This is a genomic window from Nocardia asteroides, assembly GCF_021183625.1.
GTDB lineage: Bacteria > Actinomycetota > Actinomycetes > Mycobacteriales > Mycobacteriaceae > Nocardia > Nocardia asteroides_A.
On record NZ_CP089214.1, the window covers coordinates 6,456,801 to 6,473,038 of the forward strand.

A 16,238-nucleotide genomic window follows, 5' to 3' on the forward strand; every position below is an offset into this window, starting at 1 on the left:
ATGTCGGTGCTGTTCGAGAAGGACGGCCGCGGGCCGTCCGGCACCGCGCTGCTGCTGCGCGGGCTGGTGCTGGTGCTGGCGACCGCGCTGGTGGTGGCGCTGCTGCTGCTCAAGTCCACCGGCCGCTTCGACGAGAAGCTGGAGGTGACGGCGGTGCTCGCGCAACTCGGCGACGGGCTGCCGACGCGCTCGGACGTCAAGTTCCGCGGCATGCTGGTCGGCATCGTCGCCGGGGTCACCCCGGCCGTCGGCGACGCCGGGAACCGGGTGCTGCTCCAGCTCGACCCCGTTGCCGCGCAGGGGATTCCGAGCACGGTGACGGCCAGGGTGGTGCCGAGCAACGTCTTCGCGGTCTCCTCGGTGCAGCTGGTCGACAACGGCCCCGGCCCGGCGATCGGCCCGGATACCGAGATCACCCAGGACACCAGCCTCTCCACCGTGCAGCTGCAGACCGCGCTGACCAAGCTGCGCGAGATCATCGCCAGCACCGCGCGGATCGGCACCGGCAACACCGTCGGCATCCTCGCCACGGTGGCGCGCGCGACCGACCGGCGCGGCGCCGACCTGGTCGAGGCCGGTGCCCAGCTGAACCGGATCACCACCGAGTTCGACGCGCTGCTCACCCCGGACGGCGGCCCGCCGACGCTCACCATGGTCGCCGAGGCCGTGCGCGGGCTGAACACCTCCGCCCCCGACCTGCTCGACGCCCTGCACCACGCGGTGCTGCCCATGCGCACCCTGGCCGAGCAGGACGCCCAGCTGGCCGGGTTGCTCGGCGCGGGCAACGCCACCTTCGGCACGCTCGCCGGTTCGCTGGATCGGCGCACCGACCAGATCGTCGACGTCACACAGAAGATGGGGCCGGTGATCGACATCTTCGCCGAGGGCTCCCCGGCCTTCGGCCCGATCACGGCGCGCATCAAGCGCCTCTCCGAGCTCTGGTTCTCCGAGTTCTGGAATGCCGACAACCCGCGCGGGCGCGGCAAGTTCCAGTTCCGCTTCACCCCGCACACCCCCTACACCAGGGCCGACTGCCCGCGCTACGGCGACATCGCCGCACCGAGCTGCAGCACCGCCCCCGCCGACATCCCGATCGAGCCGGTGCCCGCCGCGCTCGACCCGGCGAACCAGCCGGCCGCGCCCGAGCTGCCGCCGGAGATCAGGGACCTGATCGAGCGGGCACTGCAGGGCAACCCCACCGGCGCCGAATCGCTGCTGGCGCCGCTGGTCGCCGACGGCCCGTTCCCCGCGGACGGTGCGCGATGAGCTACCGCCGCCCGCTGATCGGGGTCAGCCTCTTCGTCGCCGTCGCGATGGCGCTCATCTGGGTCACCTTCGTGACCCTCGATCGCGGCATCAACGGCGACACCGAGGACTACTCGGCGGTCTTCAGCGACGTCAGCGGCCTGCGCGTCGGCGACGACGTGCGGATGGCCGGGGTCAGGGTGGGCCGGGTGGACGGCATCGAGCTGGACGGCCTGCGGGCCAGGGTGCGGTTCCGGGTGGAGAACGACCAGACGCTCTACGGCAACACCAAGGCCGCCATCACGTACCAGAACGTCATCGGGCAGCGCTACCTCGGGCTCGCGCTCGCCGACTTCGGCGACGGCTCGGTGCTCGCGCCCGGCGCGGAGATCCCGCTCGCGCGCACCGAGCCATCCTTCGACATCTCCGCACTGCTCAACGGCTTCGAGCCGCTCTTCGGCGGGCTGGATCCGGCGCAGGTCGACAATGTCACCGGCGCGCTGATCAAGGCGCTGCAGGGCGACCGGACCTCGCTGGTGCTGCTGGTGGAGCAGGTCTCGTCGCTGGCCGAGTCGCTGGCCGGGCCGGACCAGGTGCTCGGCGCGGTGATCGGCAACCTGAACGCGGTGGTCGGCAACCTGGCGCTGCAGACCGGCCAGATCGGCTCGCTGATGGGGCAGTCGCGGGCCATCGTGGACGGGCTGACCAGGCACCGCGACGAGCTGTTCGGCGCGCTGGACCAGGCGGCGGTCACCACCGGCGGGCTGGCCGACACCATGGACGGCATCCAGCCCGAACTGGAGTCCATGCTCAATCGCGAGCCCGGCTTCACCAGGCACTTCGCCGAGAACAAGGAGAACTTCGCCTACCTCGGCTTCAACCTGCCCGGGTTGCTGAAGGGGCTGGCCAGGGTGAGCCAGGAGGGGCCGTACCTGAACACCTATCTGTGCAACTTCGGCGTCACCATCCTGCCCGCGCTCTCCTCGCTGGTCCCGACCGTGGTCGACCTGGCAACTCCCGGCGGGCAGGCCAAGTACTCCCCGATCTGTAGGTCCACCTGATGACGAAGACGTGGAAGCGCCCGCTCGAGGAGCACCGCCGCGGCGTGCTCGGGCTGATCGCGGTCGCGGTGCTGCTCGCGGTGCTCGCGGCGGCGGTCGGCTGGAGCCGGATCGGCATCGGAACCACCCGCTACGAGGCGGAGTTCGCGCAGGCGGCCGGGATCAGCTCCGGCGACCAGGTGACCCTCGCCGGCGTCCCGGTCGGCACCGTCGACGCCACCCGGCTGGCGGGGGACCGGGTGCTGGTGACGCTCGCCATCGACTCCGGGGTGCCGCTCGGCACCGGCACCGGCGCCGCCATCAAGCTCACCACGCTGCTCGGCGCCCGCTACGTGGAGCTGCGCCCGGCAGGCGACGGAGAGCTGCCCGGCCACCGGATCCCGCTGGAGCGTACCGAGGTCCCCTACGACCTGCAGACCGCGCTCGACAACGCCACGGTGACCTTCGACCGGCTCGACGCCGGGCAGATCGGCACCTCGCTGAACACCCTCGCCGCCCAGCTGCAGGGGGTCCCGACGGTGCTGCCCGGCATGCTCGCGAACGTCCGCGCGCTGGCGACGATCATCGGTGACCGGCGCACCGAGCTGAGCGCACTGCTCGCCGCGAGCCAGCAGCTCACCGGCGTCGTCACCGACCAGCAGGCGAACCTGGCCGCGATCATGACCCAGGGCCGCGACCTGCTCACCGAGATCGTCGCCCGCCGGGACATGGTGCTGCGGCTGATGGACGCAACCCGCAGGCTGGCCGACCAGGTCAGCACCCTCGTCGTGCGCGACCGGCCCGCCGTCGACACCCTGATCGCCGGGCTCGACGGGCTGCTCGGCAGCCTGGCCCGCAACGACGCGCTGCTGCGCAGCACCCTGGAGATCCTGCCGATCCCGATCCGCAACTTCGCCAATGCCTCCGGCACCGCCAACGAGGTCGACTTCACCGCGCCCGCCGGGCCGCTGATCGACTCCTGGATGTGCGCGCTCGGCGGGCGCGCCGAGGGAGCCGGGCTCGCCCCCTACCACGAGGACTGCCGGTGAGAGCGAAGCGAGTCCTGGTCCGGGCGGGTGTGGTGCTGGCGATCGGCGCGCTGGCAGGCTGCGCGGGCAGCGCCGTCGTCCCGGACGACACCATCGCGGTGACCGCGCAGTTCGACAACGGCGCCGGGCTCTACCCGGGCAACGCCGTCGCGGTGCTCGGCATGCCGGTGGGGAAGGTGACCTCGGTCGAGCCGCGCGGCACGCACGTCGAGGTGCGCATGGAGCTCGACGGCGACGTCGACATCCCGGCCGACGCGCGCGCCGTCACGCTCTCCACCTCGGTGCTCACCGACCGGCACGTCGAGTTCACCCCCGCCTACCGCGGCGGGCCGACGCTGGCCGACGGCGCGAGCCTCGGCCCCGAGCGCACCCGCACCCCGGTCGAGTTCGACCGGCTGCTCGGCGCCGCCGAGCGGATGGCGGGCGAGCTGCAGGGCGAGCAGCCCGGCGACGGCCCGGTGGCCCAGCTGCTCGGCGTCTCCGCGACCATCGCCACCGGGAGCGGGCCGGAGCTCAGGCAGACGCTCGACCAGCTCGCCACCGCCCTGAAACTCGGCGAGGACGGCGGCGCGGAGACCCGCGACACCCTCACCAAGCTGGTCGACCAGCTCGCCCAGCTGCTCCGCGCGGCCGCCGCCAACGAGGACACCATCCGCCAGTTCGGCGCCGCCACCGGGCAACTCGGCGACGTGGTGGCCGACCTGGACATCGGCACCGGCGATACCGGCGCGCAGATCACCGACATCATGCGGCAGACCGACGCGCTGCTCACCGAGAACGCGGGCGTGCTGGAGTCCACCCTCGCCAACGGCGCGACGGTGACCAAGGCGCTGGCCGACTACCGCAGCGAGCTCGGCGAGTTCATCGACGTCACCCCACTGCTGCTGAACAACGCCTACAACGCCGTCGACTTCCAGTACCGCGGCGTCCGGGTGCACGCGCTGCTGGACAAGGTCTTCTTCGACGGCCAGCTGGTCAAGGAGGTCTGCAACATCCTCGGGCTGCGCCAATTGGGCTGCGCCACCGGCACGCTGCAGGACTTCGGCCCCGACTTCGGGATCACCGACATGCTCGACGCCATGTCCAGGATGCCGCGATGAGCGCCGGGCGGGTCACCCGCACCGCCGCGCTCGCCGTCGCGGCGCTGGCCGCGAGCACCGGCTGCGCGGTCGGGCTCGGCGACCTGCCGCTGCCCGCCCCCGGCTCCGGCGGCGACAACTACACCGTGCGCGCAAGCTTCGCGAACGCGCTGAACCTGCCCGCCAAGGCCAAGGTGCGGCTCTCCGGCGCCGACGTCGGCGAGGTGAGCGACATGGCGGTGCGCGATTACACCGCCGTGGTCACGCTGACCATCCAGCAGGGGGTCCGGCTGCCGCTCGGCACCAGGGCCGAGCTGCGCACCGCGACCCCGCTCGGCGACGTTTTCGTCTCGCTCACCCCGCCCGCCGAGGCCACCACCGCCACCCCGGCGCTGGCCGACGGCGACAGCATCGCGCTGGACCACACCTCCGCCGCGACCACCATCGAGGAGCTGCTCACCACCGCCTCGCTGCTGGTGAACGGCGGCGCCATCCGCAACCTCACCACCATCGTGAACGGCCTCGGCAACGCCGTCGGCGACCGCGGCGACCGGATGGCCGAGCTCATCGACCGCTCCACCCGGGTGGTGCAGGCGCTCTCCGCCCGCTCCGACGACATCCGCTCCACACTCGCCGAGGTGGACCAGCTGGCCCGCCGGATCGACGAGCAGCGCGGCACCGTCGACGATGTCATCGCGGCGGCGGGCCCGGCGCTCGACACCCTGCGCGCCAACTCCGACCAGGCGCTGACCCTGGTCAACGAGGTCGAGCGGATCACCGCGCAGGTCGGCCGTTTCCCCGGGGTGAACGGCGAGCAGACCACCGGCATGGTCGCCGACATCAATACCATCGCCGCCCAGCTGAACTCGGCGGCACAGAACCCGGATGCCAGCGTCGCGGCGATGAACGCGCTGCTCGGGCCGGTCATGGCGGTCACCGTGAGCACCTCGGCCAGCACCGACGCGGACTGGCAGGACCTCGCCATCGGCGCGCTGCCCGACCCCAACCACCCGGGCGACCCGGAGAGCAAGCTGCCGGATCAGCGGGACTGGCAGAACTTCATCGGCACCCTCACCTACACCCTGCTGAAACTGCAGGGCCGGATCACCGGGGGTGCGCGGTGAGCGCGCTGGAGCGGCCGGCCCGGCTGCTGGTCGGCACGGTCTCCGCGGTGCGGGCGCGGCGCTCCGCGGTCTCCGCGGTGGCGCTGGCGCTGACCCTGGTCGTCGGGGTCGGGTACCTGGTGTTCGGCTCGCTCGGGGTGAACCCGGCGGCGGAGACCATGCGGGTCGAGGTGCACCTGGCCGACTCCGGCGGGCTGCTCGCCGGGCAGAACGTCACGCTGCGCGGAGTGCCGATCGGCAAGGTGGAATCGGTGCGGCTCGCCGGCGCCGGGCTGGTCGCCACCGCGGTGATCGACGCCGCCACCCCGGTGCCCGCCGACGGCGAGGTGCGGGTGGCGAGCCTGTCGCTGGCGGGGGAGCAGTACCTGGACTTCCGGCCCGACCGGGACGGCGGCCCCTACCTCGCCGACGGCGCGGAGATCGCCGTCGAGCGGACCAGCACCCCGACCCCGCTCTGGAAGACGCTCGCCCAGCTCGATTCCACGCTGGCGCAGGTCGATCCGGCGCAGCTGGCGGCGGTGGTGGACGAGCTCGGGGTCGGGCCGGAGGGGCCGGACAAGCTCGCCGACCTGCTCGACAGCGGGATCTTCCTCGCCTCGACGCTGGATTCGGTGCTGCCGCAGACGGTCTCGCTGATCCGGGACAGCAGGCAGGTGCTCGGCACCGTCCGCGACCTCGCGCCCGGGCTCGGCGATTTCGCGGCCGACATGAACGTGGCGCTGACCGGGGTCGAGGCCAAGTCCGGCGGGTACGTCGAGCTGCTGAACGCCGCGCCGGGCACGCTCCGCGCGCTGGACGCGCTGCTGGCGCAGAACTCGCCGAACGCCGCCGCGCTGCTCGGCAACCTCGGCGTCGTCGCCGACACCACCGGCCCGCGGGTGCCGGCCTTCCGGGAGTTCTTCTTCCCGACCGAGCGGGCCGGCTCCACCCTCGACGCCATCGCGGTGGCCTTCCACGACGGCGGCGTCTGGGGGCTGGTGAACCTCTACCCGCGCTACGCCTGCGACTACGACCTGCCGCGCCGCCCGCCCTCGCTCCCCGACTTCCCCGAGCCCTACCTCTACACCTACTGCCAGGACAACGACCCCTCGGTCCTGATCCGCGGCGCCCGCAACGCCCCGCGCCCGCCCGGCTTCGACATCCCCGGCGCCCCTCCCCCCGGCGAGCCCGCCGACCGCCAAGCCACGCCGACCCCCATCGGCCCGCTCTCCCTCCCGCTCACCTTCGCGGGCCCCCCGCTCCCACCCCTGCCCCCGGCCCCGCAACGCTGAGAGGAACCACCATGAGTGACACCGACACCGCCGTTGACGCCCGGCCGGACACCGCAGGCGACGAAAGTCCCGCCGAACCCGCCGCCGCGCAGACCGCGCCCGAGAAACCCGCCGCCGATTCCGCCGACGCGAAACCCGCAGGCACAACCGTCGAGAACGGCACCGGCGGCGGTGGCGAGACCCGCGGCAAGCACTGGCTGCGTATCGCCCGCAAAGCCGCTCTGCCGATCACGGCACTGATCGCCATCGCCGCGACAACGGCGGCGATCATCCTCGGCGTCCAACTCCGCGACGAGCGCGCCATCGACGATGCCTCCGCCGCCGCCCTGGACGCGGCGAAAACCTACGCCGTCACCCTGACCAGCGTCGACTCCAACAACCTCGACGCGGGCTTCACGGCGGTACTCGACGGCTCCACCGGCGAATTCCGCGACATGTACACGCGCTCCAGCGGCCAGCTGCGCCAGCTCCTGTTGGAGAACAAGGCGACCGGGAAGGGGACGGTCCTCGACGCCGCCGTCAAGTCCGCGACCGAAACCGAGGTCGACGTCCTGCTGTTCATCGACCAGACCGTCACCAACGCCGCCTCCGCGGACCCGAGGATCGACCGCAGCCGCGTCGAGATGACCATGCAGCTGGTCGACGGCCGCTGGCTCGCCAGCCGCGTCTACCTGCCCTGATACGCCACCTCCGGCCGATCCGGAGATCTCTCGCAGATAAGCGAGAATGAAATTCTCCACCTGAGATATGATTGTTTCCGAGGAGCTACCGATGACCGACTTCGACACCGTCGACTACTTCACCGATCCGAGCCTGGTCCCGGATCCGTACCCCTACTTCGACCACCTGCGGGCCCAGTGCCCGGTGAAGCAGGAGCCGACCTTCGGCGTGTACGCCGTCACCGGGTACGAGGAGGCCACCGAGGTCCTGCGCGACACCGAGAAGCTGTTCTCCTCGGCCATCGCCGTCGGCGGCCCGTTCCCGCCGCTGCCGTTCCAGATCGAGGGCGACGACATCACCGAGCTGATCGAGCAGCACCGCTCGCAGCTGCCGATGTTCGAGCACATGGTCACCATGGACCCGCCGCAGCACACCTACGCCCGCTCGGTCCTGAACCGGCTGCTCACCCCGGCCCGGCTCAAGGAGAACGAGGAGTTCATGTGGCGGCTGGCCGACCAGCAGCTGGACGAGTTCCTCGCCGACGGCAAGACCGAGTTCCTCGCCTCCTACGCCAAGCCGTTCTCGCTGCTGGTCGTCGCCGACATGCTCGGCGTCCCCGAGGAGGACCACCAGCAGTTCCGGATCGTGCTCGGCGCCGAGCGCCCGGGCTCCCGGGTCGGCGCGCTGGACAACGAGATCGTCGCCTCGAACCCGCTGGAGTGGCTGGACGAGAAGTTCAGCACCTACATCAGCGACCGCAGGGAGAACCCGCGCGACGACGTGCTCACCTCGCTGGCCCAGGCCAAGTACCCGGACGGCTCCACCCCCGAGGTGATCGACGTGGTCCGCTCGGCCACCTTCCTCTTCGCCGCGGGCCAGGAGACCACCGCCAAACTGCTCGGCGCCGCCCTGCGGGTGCTCGGCGACCACCCCGAGGTGCAGCAGGCGCTGCGCGCGGACCGCAGCCTGATCCCGAACTTCATCGAGGAGACGCTGCGGATGGACTCGCCGGTGAAGTCCGGTTTCCGGCTGGCCAAGCGGGCCACCCAGGTCGGCGAGGTGGACATCCCGGTCGGCGCGACCGTCATGGTCTGCCCCGGCGCCGCCAACCGCGACCCGCGCCGCTTCGAGAACCCGCACGAGTTCCGGTTGGACCGCAAGAACTTCCGCGAGCACATGGCCTTCGGCCGCGGCGTGCACTCCTGCCCCGGCGGGCCGCTGGCGCGGGTCGAGGGCCGGGTCTCGATCGAGCGGATCCTGGACCGGATGCTCGACATCGGGATCGACGAGGAGCAGCACGGCCCGGCCGGCGAGCGCCGCTACGACTACGAGCCCACCTTCATCCTGCGTGGCCTCAGCAACCTGCACATCACCTTCACCCCCAACCCCTGAACGACACAACGGAGAGAGGTCCACGATGACCGGACGGGTCGACGGCAAGGTCGCCTTCATCACCGGCGCGGCGCGCGGCCAGGGTCGCAGCCATGCGGTCCGGCTGGCCCAGGAGGGCGCGGACATCATCGCGCTCGATGTCTGTAAGCAGCTCGACAACGTGCCCTTCCCCATGCCGACCTCGGACGATCTCGCCGAGACCGCCGACCTGGTCAAGGCGGCGGGCGGGCGGGTCGTCACCATCGAGGCCGACGTCCGCGACTTCGACGCGGTCAAGGCCGGGCTGGACGGCGCCGTCGAGCAGCTGGGCAAGCTGGACATCGTCATCGCCAACGCCGGGCTCGCCAACGAGGGCGGCGCGCTGGTGGAGATGCGCGAAGACCTCTGGGACGACATGATCGGGGTCAACCTGACCGGCGTCTGGAAGAGCGTCAAGGCCGCCATCCCGCACCTGCAGGCGAACGGCAGCGGCTCGATCGTGCTGACCAGCTCGGTGGGCGGGCTCAAGGCGTACCCGAACGTCGGCCACTACGTCGCCGCCAAGCACGGCATCGTCGGGCTCATGCGGACCTTCGCGGTGGAGCTCGGGCACCAGAACATCCGCTGCAACTCGGTGCACCCGACGCACGTCAGCACCGACATGCTGCTCAACGAGGGCACCTACAAGCTGTTCCGCCCGGACCTGGAGAACCCGGGCCCGGACGACATGAAGCCGATCTGCGAGATGTTCCACGTGCTGCCCACCCCCTGGGTGGACTCGGTGGACGTCAGCAACGCGGTGCTGTACCTGGTCTCGGACGAGGCGCGGTTCATCACCGGTGTTCCGCTGCCGGTCGACGCGGGCTCGATGCTCAAGTAGCGCAGCGCGATTCGGGCCGCACCCGCCGTGTCTCGGCTTGTTCGCCGAGCCGCGGCGGGCGGCCGTCGTCCGGGTGCCGTCAGCGCACTCCGGTGAACTCCGCGCTACTCTCGGTTCGAGAGTCTCTCTTTCCTGGAGAGATCGGCGGAAGGACACGGACATGCCCGCGGCCAAGGAAACCCGATCCGATACCGCCCGCGCGCTGCGCGACGCGCTGCGCGCCCAGGCCACCAGGACGGTGGTGTTCCACAGCGCCGTCGCGGCCCGGCTCGGCATCACCGTCACCGACCTGAGCGCGCTGAACATGCTCAGCATGGCGGGCCCGCTCACCCCGGGCCAGCTCGCGGACCGCCTCGGCATCACCAGGGGCGGCGCGGTGACGACGGTGGTCGACCGCCTGGAGAAGGCGGGCTATGTGCGGCGCAGCCGGGACGAGGAGGACCGCCGTCGGGTGCGGGTCGAGCTGGTCGCCGTGCGGGCCGACGTCGCCGTGGCCCCGCTCTTCGGCGCCATCGGCCAGAGCCTCCCGGACGACGAGGAGACCCTCGCCGTCCTGCTCGCCTTCGTGCAGAAGCTGAACGGCGCCCTGGAGCGCGGCACCGAGCGGGCCGCCGCCGACCGCGGCTGACCACCCCTGCCTGGCGTTCCGCGCGATGAAATGGTAACTCTTGAATATGAGAATATAGTTCTCATCGAGAGGTACGGCGAGGAGGCAGGCCGAAATGCTGTTCGAGTTCGACTCCGACCAGCGGCTGTTGCGCGAGACGGTGCGTGACGTCGCGGCGAAGGAATGCCCGCCCGCGCTGATCCGGGACATCGTCGACAAACAGGGCGACCCGGCCCCGCTCTGGGAGACCTACGTCGGCCTCGGCTGGACCGAGCTGACCGAGCCGGGCGAGACGGTGGAGCTCGGCATCCTGTTCGAGGAGCTGGGCCGGGCCACCGACCCCACCCCGTTCCTCGCCACCATGTCGCAGTTCGCGCCGCTGGTGCCCGGCGTCGGCAAGCTGGACCGCCCGGGCGCCGCCGTCTACGAGGGCGTCACTGCCGCTCCGGACGGCACCGGCTGGCGGCTCACCGGCACCGCGCACCACGTGCTCGACGGCGACCGGGCCGAGCGGTTCGCGGTGGTCACCGGCGCGGGCGTCTTCGTCGTCCCCGCCGATGCGGTGACCGCGCGGCGCACCTCGGTCTTCGACCCGGTGCTGCACCTGGCCGAGGTCACCTTCGACGGGGTCCGGCTGGCGGCGGCCGACCGCAGCGCGGTCGATGTGGAGCGGGCCAGGCAGTACGCGCTCACCGGGATGGCGCTCACCACCGTCGGCGCCTGCCGCCGCATCCTGGACCTGGTGCTGGAGCACGTGCGCAGCCGCAAGCAGTTCGACACCGTGATCGGGTCGTTCCAGGCGGTGCAGCACAAGGCCGCCGACATGCACATCGCCATCGAGCGGGCGCGCGCGCTCGGCTTCTTCGCCGCGCTCTGCCTGGCCGAGGACGACCCGCGGCGCGGGCTGGCCGCCTCGATGGCGAAGGCGGCGGCGGGGGAGTGCCAGTCGGTGGTGTTCCGGCACGGCGTCCAGCTCTTCGGTGCCATGGGCTTCACCTGGGAAAACGATCTGCAATTCGCGCTCAAGCGGGCCAAGACCGGCGAGCTGCTGCTCGGCGGGGCGGCGGAGCACCGGGCGCTCGTGGCCGAGGAGTACCGTGCGTCTCTCGTTTGATTCCGACGTCGAGGAGTTCCGCGCCGAGTTCGCGGCCTTCCTCGCCGAGCATCAGCCCGGCGAGGACGAGGCGCGGGAGCGCTCGAAATCCAGTGCGGACATCCCCGAGTGGGCCCGGCGCTGGCAGCGGCTGCTCTTCGACAACGGCTGGCTGCTGCCGGCCAACCCGCCCGAGTTCGGCGGCCGCAACGCCTCGGTGCTCCAGCAGTATGTGCACCTGGAGGAGCTGTCCAAGCGGCGAATCTACCACTCCTTCAACCCGCAGGGCCTCGGCATCATCGCCGCCTCGCTGCTCTCCTTCGGCACCGAGGAGCAGAAACACCGGTGGGCCGTGCCGATCCTGCGCGCGGAGATCACCGCCGCGCTCGGCATGAGCGAGCCCGGCGCCGGCTCGGACCTGGCCGGGCTGCGCACCCGCGCGGTCCGCGACGGGGACCACTACGTGGTGGACGGCCAGAAGGTCTGGACCTCAGGCGCACACGACGCCGACGTCCTGCTCACCTTCGTCCGCACCGACCCCACCGCCCCCAAGCACAAGGGCATCAGCGTCCTGCTCATCCCCACCGACACCCCCGGCATCACCCGCCGCCCCTTCCCCTCGGCCTGCGAACCGGACGACCTGGACTTCAACGAGGTCTACTTCGAGGGCGTGCGGGTGCCGGTCGCCAACCTGGTCGGCCCGGAGAACGGCGGCTGGACGGTCGCCAACGGCTCGCTGGGCCACGAGCGCACCCTGCTCTGGCTCGGCTACGCCGACCGGTTGCAGGACCTGCTCACCGACTTCCGGCCGCGGACGGTCTTCGACCGCGACGCCTACGCCGGGCTCGTCATGGACAGCTACGCGCTGCGGCTGCTCGGCTCGGCCGCGCTGGCCAGGGAGTCCCGCGACGAGCAGGACGTGCCCGCGCTCTCGGTGCTCAAGGTGCTCGGCTCGGAGGCGGTGCAGACCGCGACCGAGCACGCGCTCACCGCGGTCGGCACCGACGCCCTCGCCTCCCCGGCGATCAGTTCGCTGCCGAGCCCGCTGAACCTGGAGAACTTCTGGTGCGGCTGGTTCGAGCGCTACCTGCGCAGCTTCGCGGGCACCATCGCGGGCGGCACCTCGGAGATCCAGCGCAACATCATCGCGCAGCGGGTGCTCGGGCTGCCGCGCGCCTGATCGTCCGCGCGCACGGCGGGGGCCCCGGAATCCGGGGCCCCCGCCGTCGTCGTCAGCGCTTGCCCTCGTACCCCGCGGTCGGGTCGGGCGAGATGCCGAAGCTGTTGAAGGCCAGCGCCAGCGTGGTGTAGCAGCCGACGGTGAAGACGAAGTCCATCCGCTGCCGGTCGTCGAAGCGCTCGCCGAGCGCGTCCCAGGTCTGCGCGGAGAGCACCGACTTGTCGTCCAGCTCGTCCACCGCCTCGAGCAGCAGCCGGTCGAAGGGGTCGGGGGCGCTGCCGTTGCGCCTGGCCGCCTCCACCTCGGCGTCGGTCAGCCCGACCTCCTTGCCCATCGCCACGTGGTGCAGCCACTCGTAGACGCACTCACGCCGGTGCGCCACCCGCAGGATGATCAGCTCGCGCTCGCGCGGCTCGATCGTGGAGTTGAAGAGCAGGTGCACGTTGAAGCCGAGGAAGGCGCGGGTCAGCTGCGGGTGCCTGACCAGAACCGAGAGCGCGTTGCCCGCGCCATCGGGGTTGCGGCGCTCCCGCGGCAGCATGCGGGAGAGGGCCTTGTCGACCTCCTCGTCCCACTGATCGCCCGGAAGGGGGGTCAGAGCCATGACGGTCTCCTGTCGGATTCGAGGGGATCGGCAACGGATTGTGCCGATTCCGCATATGGGTTCTCCCAAAGTGAGAATATACTTTCCACAAAAGAGAGCGACGCGCAGAACGGACGATCATGGCTGCTCACACCACCGATCCCGCTACCGGCAGGCGGGCGCACTCCCGCAAGCACCTGCTCCGCTACCGGCTGGCGGTGGTCGCGCCGACCGCCGCCGACGTGGTGCGGCACGCGGGTGGCTGGCTGTGTGACCGCACCATGGCCGGCTGGGAGGTGACCGTCGTGCTCACCGACACCACCGACGCGCGGCCGCTGGAGATTCTCGGCGCCACCGTGCTGGATCTGGAGACCTCGCTGGAGAGCACCGTGCACGACACCTGGCCGCACGCGGTCGCGGTGGCGCCTGAGCTCTTCGACGCCGACCCGCGGGTGCGCCGCGGCGTGCTCGACTGTCTGGACAACGGGCTGATCGAGGTCGCGGTCTGGGGCGAGGAGCTCCCCGCTGAGCTGGACGCCAGGCTCGGCACGGTGCATCACAGGCTCAGCGTCGCGGCGCGCGCCTTCAAGGGCTGCGCGCTCGCGGCGGCGGGGCTGCGGGGTGCCGATATCGAGTACTCCGAGGTCTTCCGCAGCGGGGAGCTGCTGCTCACCGGCGCGTGGGGCGGCACCGACCTGGTTCCGGTGGGCTGAGGCGTCAGGACGCCAGCCTGGCGCCGGTGACGGTGGTGCGCGGCTCGCCCTGCCAGCCGCAGGGCAGCCCGCAGCTCGCCCGCAGCACGACCTCGGTCGCGCCGCTCGCCATGTCGCGCTCGATCGCCGACGCCTGCGCCGGGTAGCCGCACTCCGGGCACTTCTCGAAGAAGTCGAGCACGTCGCGCACGCGCATGCGGATCGGCCGGTCCAGCGGCTCGGCGTGCCGCGCCGCCCGCGGGAGCAGTGGCCGGACATCGCCGCTGCGCGGGGCGCCGCGGCGTTCGGCGGCGGGGTCCGGCAGCCGGCCGCTGCCGATCGGGGGGGACAACCGGATCATGTTATGAGAATAGCATTCTCTATTTGTGTGAGCTGAGTTTTCGTCAGCTCCGGCCGAGCTCGGCGACGATGGGCGGCAGGTCCCTGGTGGTGCGGATGCCGGGCGGCGCGGCGCGCAGGTAGGCGACGGCGTTCACCGCGCGGTTCGCGGCGTAGCGCGGGGAGACCGCGGCCAGCCGGTCGGGCTGCACGGGGTAGCGCAGCGAGAGCTCCACCGGGGTCTCGCCCTCCACGCTGACGTGCCAGCCGGTCTCCCTGACCGCCCAGGCCGGGTCGAGCTCGTCGGTGCAGTACCAGGTCGAGCGGTAGCCGAGCAGGTCGTGGCCGCCCGCCACGCCGGTGACGGTGATGCGCTGGGCCGCGACGGTCCCGGCGGGGATCACGGTGCCCGCCAGCGCGACGTCGCGTGCGGCGACCGCGTGCTCGCCGCGCACCGCGACGGTGTCCAGCGGCAGCCGCAGCGACTCGGCGAGCAGCCGCAGCGACGGCGCGTGCAGCCTGCGCGCGTGCGCCAGCCGCTCCGGCTCGAACTCCCGCGCCGCGCCGCCGAACCCCATCGCCTCCAGCACCAGCCGGTCGGCGCCGTGCGCGGCCAGCTGCACGCTCTCCTCGATGGCGATCCGCTCTACCCGGCGTTGCAGCGAGCTGAGCGCCACCGGCAGCGTCTCGGTGACGAAGCCGGGCGCGACCCCGGTGCTCAGCACCGAGGCGCCGCCGAACCAGCAGGCCGCCTCGATCCGGGCGCAGACCTCGGGCGCCATGCTCTCCGGATGCCGCAGCTCGCCGTGCGTGGTGACCACATCGATCCCGGCGACCAGCAGCCCGCACACCTCGTCCGGGTCGAAGAGCCGCGGCATGTAGAGCACGCAGTCCGGGGCGAGCGCGAGCACCTCGGCGACATCGGTGGTGGCGGTGATCCCGGTGGCCCGGCCCGCGCCGCAGAGCTCGGCCGCGTCCAGCCCCGCCTTGGCCGGGTCGTGCACCAGCACGCCGCAGAGCGCCAGGTGCGGGTGCTCGAGCACGGCGCGCAGCGCGTGCGCGCCGACATTGCCGGTGGCCCACTGCACCACCCGGTGGGTGGCGGCCGGGGTCGGCAGGAGCGGGTCGATGGCCATGGGGGTTCCGTTCGATCGAGGGCGCGGGGGACCCGGCTACGGCCGGAAGCGGAGCAGCCCCTCCTGCGCGAAGGAGGCGACCAGCGAGCCGTCGCCTGCGAAGACGTCACCGCGGCCGTAGCAGCGGCCGTGCGCGACCAGCGGGCTGTGGTGCCGCAGCAGCAGCCAGTCGTCGGCGCGCAGCGCGCGGTGGAACCAGAGCGAGTGCGTGATCGGCGCCGAGGTGAAGTCGGTGCCGTTGCCCGCCTGGCTCACCCCGCCGAGCGGGCGCAGCGCGGTGCCGATCGGGAACAGGTCGGTGGCGTACGCGGCCAGCGCGGGGTGCAGCTCCGGCGGCGTGGCCGGGGTGCGCATCCAGACGTCGTAGTCGGGCGCCTCGGCGGCGGGGTCGTCCAGGTCGGCGGTGGCCCTGGTCTCCCACGGGAGCAGCGGCATCTCGATCCGGTGGCCCGGTCCGGGCAGAACGGGGAGCTCGGGGGAGGTCTGGTGCGCCGGGCCGTCCTCGGGCAGGTGCAGCGAGACCACGGCGGTCGCCACCACGTCCCGCTTCTGCCGCGCGGTCACGGTGAGCGCGGCGAAGGAGCGGCCCTCCTGCTGGCGCTGCACGATGTAGTAGACCGGGGCGTCGCCCTTGCCCTCGTGCGCGAAGAGCGTGTGCAGGGATTTCACCGCCTTGGCCGGGCAGGCGAGCTGCGCCGCGCGCACGATCTGCGCGAGCACCTGGCCGCCGAAGAGCCAGCCGTTGTCCAGGGGAAGGCTCGGGCCCTCGTAGACGGTCAGCGTCTCGCGGCGCCTGCCGCGGTCACCGGGCGGAGTGGTCGGCCGCTGACGCAGGTCGAGGCACTCGAGCAGATCTCCCCACAGGTCAGGCATACCTAAGTGTAAACGA

Annotated in this window: 17 protein-coding genes; 13 read left to right on the forward strand and 4 right to left on the reverse strand. The window is 72.0% G+C overall.

The features are described from left to right. The 12 genes from LTT61_RS29835 to LTT61_RS29890 all read left to right on the forward strand — a co-directional run bounded on the left by LTT61_RS29835 (position 1) and on the right by LTT61_RS29890 (position 12,599). Positions 1–1,266, forward strand: a complete 1,266-nt coding sequence (locus tag LTT61_RS29835) for an MlaD family protein (protein WP_233017336.1) — start codon at positions 1–3, stop codon at positions 1,264–1,266. Continuing rightward, complete coding sequence (locus tag LTT61_RS29840; RefSeq protein ID WP_233017337.1) at positions 1,263–2,306, forward strand: MlaD family protein; 1,044 nt, start codon at positions 1,263–1,265, stop codon at positions 2,304–2,306. The genes LTT61_RS29835 and LTT61_RS29840 overlap by 4 nt, the downstream gene beginning before the upstream one ends. Continuing rightward, the gene (locus tag LTT61_RS29845) at positions 2,306–3,334 is read left to right on the forward strand and encodes an MCE family protein (RefSeq protein WP_233017338.1); all 1,029 of its coding nucleotides are present in this window, start codon (positions 2,306–2,308) and stop codon (positions 3,332–3,334) included. The genes LTT61_RS29840 and LTT61_RS29845 overlap by 1 nt, the downstream gene beginning before the upstream one ends. Next, positions 3,331–4,434 (forward strand): MCE family protein, encoded by a 1,104-nt coding sequence (locus LTT61_RS29850; RefSeq protein ID WP_233017339.1) that lies wholly within the window; start codon positions 3,331–3,333, stop codon positions 4,432–4,434. Before LTT61_RS29845 ends, LTT61_RS29850 begins: the two co-directional genes overlap by 4 nt. Further along, entirely contained in the window at positions 4,431–5,537 is a 1,107-nt protein-coding gene (locus tag LTT61_RS29855) for an MlaD family protein (protein WP_233017340.1), read from the forward strand. The genes LTT61_RS29850 and LTT61_RS29855 overlap by 4 nt, the downstream gene beginning before the upstream one ends. Further along, positions 5,534–6,808, forward strand: a complete 1,275-nt coding sequence (locus LTT61_RS29860) for an MlaD family protein (protein ID WP_233017341.1) — start codon at positions 5,534–5,536, stop codon at positions 6,806–6,808. The genes LTT61_RS29855 and LTT61_RS29860 overlap by 4 nt, the downstream gene beginning before the upstream one ends. Positions 6,809–6,819: 11 nt before the next feature. Further along, positions 6,820–7,488, forward strand: a complete 669-nt coding sequence (locus LTT61_RS29865; protein ID WP_233017342.1) for a hypothetical protein — start codon at positions 6,820–6,822, stop codon at positions 7,486–7,488. A 91-nt stretch (positions 7,489–7,579) separates the two neighbouring features. Then, positions 7,580–8,860, forward strand: coding sequence for a cytochrome P450 (locus tag LTT61_RS29870; RefSeq protein ID WP_233017343.1), 1,281 nt, complete (start codon positions 7,580–7,582; stop codon positions 8,858–8,860). 25 nt (positions 8,861–8,885) lie between these two features. Further along, the gene (locus LTT61_RS29875) at positions 8,886–9,719 is read left to right on the forward strand and encodes a mycofactocin-coupled SDR family oxidoreductase (protein WP_233017344.1); all 834 of its coding nucleotides are present in this window, start codon (positions 8,886–8,888) and stop codon (positions 9,717–9,719) included. Between the two features lie 160 nt (positions 9,720–9,879). After that, complete coding sequence (locus tag LTT61_RS29880) at positions 9,880–10,347, forward strand: MarR family transcriptional regulator (protein ID WP_233017345.1); 468 nt, start codon at positions 9,880–9,882, stop codon at positions 10,345–10,347. A gap of 94 nt (positions 10,348–10,441) precedes the next feature. Next, complete coding sequence (locus LTT61_RS29885) at positions 10,442–11,440, forward strand: acyl-CoA dehydrogenase family protein (RefSeq protein WP_233017346.1); 999 nt, start codon at positions 10,442–10,444, stop codon at positions 11,438–11,440. Continuing rightward, a complete protein-coding gene (locus LTT61_RS29890; protein WP_233017347.1) occupies positions 11,424–12,599 on the forward strand; it encodes an acyl-CoA dehydrogenase family protein in 1,176 nt (391 codons plus the stop codon). The genes LTT61_RS29885 and LTT61_RS29890 overlap by 17 nt, the downstream gene beginning before the upstream one ends. A gap of 52 nt (positions 12,600–12,651) precedes the next feature. Here the strand turns inward: LTT61_RS29890 and LTT61_RS29895 are convergent, their stop codons facing one another. Further along, on the reverse strand, positions 12,652–13,203 hold the full coding sequence (locus LTT61_RS29895; RefSeq protein ID WP_233017348.1) for a carboxymuconolactone decarboxylase family protein: 552 nt from the start codon (positions 13,201–13,203) through the stop codon (positions 12,652–12,654). 119 nt (positions 13,204–13,322) lie between these two features. Here LTT61_RS29895 and LTT61_RS29900 point away from each other — a divergent pair, with 119 nt between their 5' ends. Next, complete coding sequence (locus tag LTT61_RS29900) at positions 13,323–13,895, forward strand: hypothetical protein (protein WP_233017349.1); 573 nt, start codon at positions 13,323–13,325, stop codon at positions 13,893–13,895. 4 nt (positions 13,896–13,899) lie between these two features. Here LTT61_RS29900 and LTT61_RS29905 read toward each other — a convergent pair whose 3' ends face one another. Genes LTT61_RS29905 through LTT61_RS29915 form a run of 3 tightly spaced genes read right to left on the reverse strand, consistent with a single transcriptional unit; the run spans position 13,900 to position 16,222 of the window. Beyond that, positions 13,900–14,235, reverse strand: coding sequence for a hypothetical protein (locus LTT61_RS29905; protein WP_233017350.1), 336 nt, complete (start codon positions 14,233–14,235; stop codon positions 13,900–13,902). A 43-nt stretch (positions 14,236–14,278) separates the two neighbouring features. Further along, positions 14,279–15,349, reverse strand: a complete 1,071-nt coding sequence (locus LTT61_RS29910) for a dihydrodipicolinate reductase (RefSeq protein WP_233017351.1) — start codon at positions 15,347–15,349, stop codon at positions 14,279–14,281. 36 nt (positions 15,350–15,385) lie between these two features. Then, complete coding sequence (locus LTT61_RS29915; protein ID WP_233017352.1) at positions 15,386–16,222, reverse strand: acyl-CoA thioesterase; 837 nt, start codon at positions 16,220–16,222, stop codon at positions 15,386–15,388. Positions 16,223–16,238 lie beyond the last annotated feature (16 nt).

Coding starts and splice junctions, on each gene's coding strand:
- LTT61_RS29905 (WP_233017350.1), bottom strand. CDS start 14,235: ATGATCCGGTTGTCCCCCCCGATCGGCAGCGGCCGGCTGCCGGACCCC.
- LTT61_RS29900 (WP_233017349.1), top strand. CDS start 13,323: ATGGCTGCTCACACCACCGATCCCGCTACCGGCAGGCGGGCGCACTCC.
- LTT61_RS29910 (WP_233017351.1), bottom strand. CDS start 15,349: ATGGCCATCGACCCGCTCCTGCCGACCCCGGCCGCCACCCACCGGGTG.
- LTT61_RS29870 (WP_233017343.1), top strand. CDS start 7,580: ATGACCGACTTCGACACCGTCGACTACTTCACCGATCCGAGCCTGGTC.
- LTT61_RS29875 (WP_233017344.1), top strand. CDS start 8,886: ATGACCGGACGGGTCGACGGCAAGGTCGCCTTCATCACCGGCGCGGCG.
- LTT61_RS29895 (WP_233017348.1), bottom strand. CDS start 13,203: ATGGCTCTGACCCCCCTTCCGGGCGATCAGTGGGACGAGGAGGTCGAC.
- LTT61_RS29880 (WP_233017345.1), top strand. CDS start 9,880: ATGCCCGCGGCCAAGGAAACCCGATCCGATACCGCCCGCGCGCTGCGC.
- LTT61_RS29865 (WP_233017342.1), top strand. CDS start 6,820: ATGAGTGACACCGACACCGCCGTTGACGCCCGGCCGGACACCGCAGGC.
- LTT61_RS29915 (WP_233017352.1), bottom strand. CDS start 16,222: ATGCCTGACCTGTGGGGAGATCTGCTCGAGTGCCTCGACCTGCGTCAG.
- LTT61_RS29885 (WP_233017346.1), top strand. CDS start 10,442: ATGCTGTTCGAGTTCGACTCCGACCAGCGGCTGTTGCGCGAGACGGTG.
- LTT61_RS29845 (WP_233017338.1), top strand. CDS start 2,306: ATGACGAAGACGTGGAAGCGCCCGCTCGAGGAGCACCGCCGCGGCGTG.
- LTT61_RS29855 (WP_233017340.1), top strand. CDS start 4,431: ATGAGCGCCGGGCGGGTCACCCGCACCGCCGCGCTCGCCGTCGCGGCG.
- LTT61_RS29835 (WP_233017336.1), top strand. CDS start 1: ATGTCGGTGCTGTTCGAGAAGGACGGCCGCGGGCCGTCCGGCACCGCG.
- LTT61_RS29840 (WP_233017337.1), top strand. CDS start 1,263: ATGAGCTACCGCCGCCCGCTGATCGGGGTCAGCCTCTTCGTCGCCGTC.